The following is a 614-nucleotide window of genomic DNA, read 5'->3' on the forward strand; positions in this document are numbered from 1 at the left end:
AGCTATCCTGTGTTCCGAACCCGCCAGATATTGCAAGCGTGTCTTCGGCCTCGTGATAGATTTTGGGACATCCCAGTCCCCAAAATCGACTCGGCCTTTGACAACCTATTGGTGCCCCAGCCGTCCTGGTCACCAAGCACTACGCAACAACTTCGCAAGCTCGTTGCTGCTCCGCACTTGGCTCCCAATGACTGGACACCGCGTTTGGATGCCTACTTTGCTTCCCCTCTGGCGCTATGCGCACGACGGGTAAGCAGTGCGGCCTCGTGGCTACTGGGGACTACCAGCCTTCGCTTCGCTCTCCATGGCTGGCAGCGAAAGACTTGGAAAACTAAGTATTTTTTTCAAGGAACAATGCCTTTTCAAGCGACGTAAAGAAATCATTATACGGCTGAGGATCCTCAACAGCAGCTAAATTATACTGCGCGTTAGCTCTCACCACAATTTGAGAACCCTTTGTTCTTACGGAGACAGACATACGAAGCTGGTAGCCATTAAATTTTGTTGCACTGTAACTACTCACCCCTATCAGCGTAGAGCTGTCCCGAAAAGGCCATTTGAATGGCGACCAGCGGATTGTATCCCTGATTTGCCATGGTCTGCAGGTAACTGGA

Annotated in this window: 1 protein-coding gene; it reads left to right on the forward strand. The window is 51.1% G+C overall.

The genetic code is table 11. The annotated features are described in order from the left end of the window. The first annotated feature begins 52 nt into the window (after positions 1 to 52). Entirely contained in the window at positions 53 to 253 is a 201-nt protein-coding gene (locus ACOCD2_RS24985; protein ID WP_419626360.1) for a hypothetical protein, read from the forward strand. Positions 254 to 614 lie beyond the last annotated feature (361 nt).

The sequence above is a fragment of the Thiolapillus sp. genome (assembly GCF_048562965.1).
Lineage (GTDB): Bacteria > Pseudomonadota > Gammaproteobacteria > Chromatiales > Chromatiaceae > Thiolapillus > Thiolapillus brandeum_A.